This is a genomic window from Acetivibrio mesophilus, from assembly GCF_004102745.1.
Classification (GTDB): Bacteria; Bacillota; Clostridia; order Acetivibrionales; family Acetivibrionaceae; genus Hungateiclostridium; species Hungateiclostridium mesophilum.
Genome location: NZ_RLII01000063.1, coordinates 1 through 3127 on the forward strand (window position 1 = coordinate 1; position 3127 = coordinate 3127).

General features: G+C 34.5%; 4 protein-coding genes. All 4 read left to right on the forward strand.

The features are described from left to right. The first annotated feature begins 53 nt into the window (after window positions 1-53). The 4 genes from EFD62_RS17080 to EFD62_RS17095 all read left to right on the forward strand — a co-directional run bounded on the left by EFD62_RS17080 (window position 54) and on the right by EFD62_RS17095 (window position 2716). Complete coding sequence (locus EFD62_RS17080; protein ID WP_456236582.1) at window positions 54-1334, forward strand: IS110 family RNA-guided transposase; 1281 nt, start codon at window positions 54-56, stop codon at window positions 1332-1334. A gap of 168 nt (window positions 1335-1502) precedes the next feature. Next, window positions 1503-1979 carry a hypothetical protein gene (locus EFD62_RS17085; protein ID WP_128706572.1) on the forward strand — a complete coding sequence of 159 codons (477 nt, stop codon included), beginning with the start codon at window positions 1503-1505 and terminating at the stop codon, window positions 1977-1979. Window positions 1980-1981: 2 nt separating this feature from the next. After that, entirely contained in the window at window positions 1982-2314 is a 333-nt protein-coding gene (locus EFD62_RS17090) for a hypothetical protein (protein WP_128706573.1), read from the forward strand. Between the two features lie 180 nt (window positions 2315-2494). Continuing rightward, a complete protein-coding gene (locus tag EFD62_RS17095; protein WP_128706574.1) occupies window positions 2495-2716 on the forward strand; it encodes a hypothetical protein in 222 nt (73 codons plus the stop codon). The last annotated feature ends 411 nt before the right edge of the window (window positions 2717-3127 follow it).

A 3127-nucleotide genomic window follows, 5' to 3' on the forward strand; every position in this document is an offset into this window, starting at 1 on the left:
CAGGTTTACAACTCCCTTGCAGGGTCGAAAGGCTTAATGCTCATAAAGTGCGGTTGCCGATAGGTTTTGTGGAGACAGGAAAAAAGGAGAGGATATTTATATACGAGAAAAGAAAAACAGCTTTTATTGGAATCGATATGCATAAAGATATTCATGTTGCTGTTGTAATAGATTGCTGGACTAATATTTTAGGTGAAATTACTTTTGAAAATAGACCTTCAAAATTTGATAAATTCATGCAGGATGTAAAAAAGATTTACAAGGATTTAACACCATGTTTCGGGCTTGAAGATACCAGAGGATTTGGAAGGAATTTTGCTTCTTACCTTTTAGGGCATAAATTTACTGTAAAACATGTAAACCCTGCTTATACTGATTCCATGCGGTCGAGTGCTCCAATGAGTAAAAAAAATGATTCGTTTGATGCGTTTTGTGTTGCCAAGGTTTTGCGTGATATGGTCGATACTTTACCAGATGAAGAACATAACGACTTACATTGGACTATTCGCCAACTTGTAAAACGCAGGAACAGCCTTGTTAAAGGGATTGTTATTGCTAAAAATCAGTTGAATTCCAATTTAACAAATGTCTATCCAAGTTACAAAAAATATTTCTGTGACGTGGATAATAAAACAGCGTTGTTATTTTGGGAGAAGTACCCACACCCACAGTATTTAAAGGGTGTAAAGCCGGAAACGCTTTTAGAGGAATTAAGGACAATACATAAAGGAATGAAGCAGGAACAGGCAGAAATGATATTGACATTATCGGAGCAGAATAACCCTAAAGAAAAGGAATTCCAGACCGAAAGAGACTTGATTATTAAAAGCCTTGTAAGGGAAATACGGTTTAAAAAGCAGGAAAATGAGGACATTGACAATGAATTGGAAAGGCTTGTTGATTTGACAGGGTATAAACTGCAAACAATGCCCGGTATTAATTTAATTACTGCTTCAAACATTATTTCCGAGATTGGCAATGTTCAAAGGTTTCCGAATTCTGATAAATTGGCTCAATTTTGCGGTGTGTGTCCTGTAAACTTTAGTTCAGCAGGAAAAGGCAAAGACCAAAGGAGCAGGCAGGGAAACAGGGTTTTAAATGCTATATTTCACTTTTTGGCTATTCAGTTGGTGCAAATATCGCCATCAGGCAAGCCAAGGCATCCAGTGTTTAGAGAATATTTTGAAGGTAAAATTAAAGAAGGTAAAACAAAGCCCCAAGCCCTCGTTTGTGTGTCTCGCAGGGCTGTTAGAATAATTTATGGAATGATGCGAACAAAGACGGAATACAAACCGTTTGAGAAGGTTCAAGAAGTAACAGGAATACAAAAATAAAAGTGTTTTAAATTTGTAGTTCGATATGGTAAAATATTAAAAAAGCCTTAATTGATAGGGTTTATATACTGTTTGTTTTTTTGAGGGAGTTAAAAGCAAACGGAGTAGTTTATAGTTACTGACTTCAATAATGCGGGAGTTGGTAACCCAAATAGAGCTAGAGCTGAAATGCTTAGGGAAAAATATTCCCATCTAACACCAAGTGAACGCTCTGCAAGACTTCAGCAATTAGCAGAGGAGAATGCTTACAGGCGACTTCAGGAATTGGAAAGTTCAATTCCAAATGCACACTTTTTAGAAAAACATGGTGCTCAAACAACATTGCAATCTCAATTAGACCGTGTACAATACGCAATTAATCCTACTACTAAAATTGTTGAAACTTATCCAAACGGGAGATTGAAGTTACCTTCATCTGCCACGAGATTCATGAGCCACAGAGACCAGTTGAATTTGATTCAACGTTCACAACAAATATTAAAAAATACTGGAGATATTGATTTGGCTCAAATGCCAATCACTTATAAAAGTATAATTGGATCAGGCTATCAGCGTGGTACATTAAATTATGGACTATCATATACTGGCCAAGTGTTTTTTAGAAACAATCAACCTATTACAGCATTTCCAATATGGGGGCAATAATTATGGCAAAAGCTAAAATTGAAATGTTAATAAGTATATTAAAGTACATTGATATCGACTATATGAGTGAAGAGGAATGTAATAGCATTTACTTTCTAGATGTCAATAATACGGAACAACAAAAACAGATAATTAGGACTATAATTGTTCCAGGATTTAAAGAACTAAATAATACTTCTCAAGAGAGGTTAAAAGAAGTTCTAAAATTATGTTTGCAAGATATGGAATCTGTTAATGTCATTTTTGAAAGAGTTTCAATGCCTTTTGAAAATGATATAGAAGACAAGAAAGCTTTTTTAGAAAACATATATGAAGAACTATTTGGAAAACTTTAAGGTTGTCGACTTCAAAAACTCCATCGGCTGCATGTGCTACATCAATAAATGGTGGTAGTAGCAATATAAAACATTTGCAAAAAATAATTATTGAAGAAAAAAATGAAAAAAACGAAAATTCTCGGTCAACTGCCGGGAAATTTCGTTTTATGTGCGCCCGGCATGAATGTAGTCTAACCGGTGAAAGTCTATTTTTTTGATTTGGACTATTCTGGTTATGTAATAGAGCATTTTCCCCACATGGAGCATGAGAACAGCGAATTAGCGGAAAGATTTGCTTATACTGTAGATCAGGCATATGAACTCGGAACATCTCTTGGTTTGTCAGATGAAGAATTTAGGATGGAAATTGCCAATGCTTTCAATGAATGGTTAGGTGAAAAGAGGCTCAACTTAATTTAATTTAGATGCACATAGGTTGTAAGAATTAAAGCTTAAGTTTCTGGTTGAAAAAGTTTTATTATTTTTAAAACTTTTCCAACCATTTTTATTAATGATTGTATCATTCATGTGCGGTCCTGTTTGACGTTTACTTTGCTTTTTGCTTTCCTGTCGGTTGCAAAAATTACATTAGTCAAATTAAAATGCCGATATATAGAAAATAAAACAAATATAACCATGCGGATTTTGAACAATATGACAAAAGAATCTCAACCTAAGAGGCTGGGATTCTTTTTATTGCATGAGAGACAGAACTAATGCAAATTGCAAAAGTTCAGAAATAGCTTTAAATTCCAAAATATTAAAATCAGGCAACCTTATTATAACTGTGATAAAGGCCTCCAAGAACTGGTTTTGAATTTAAAACCGTGT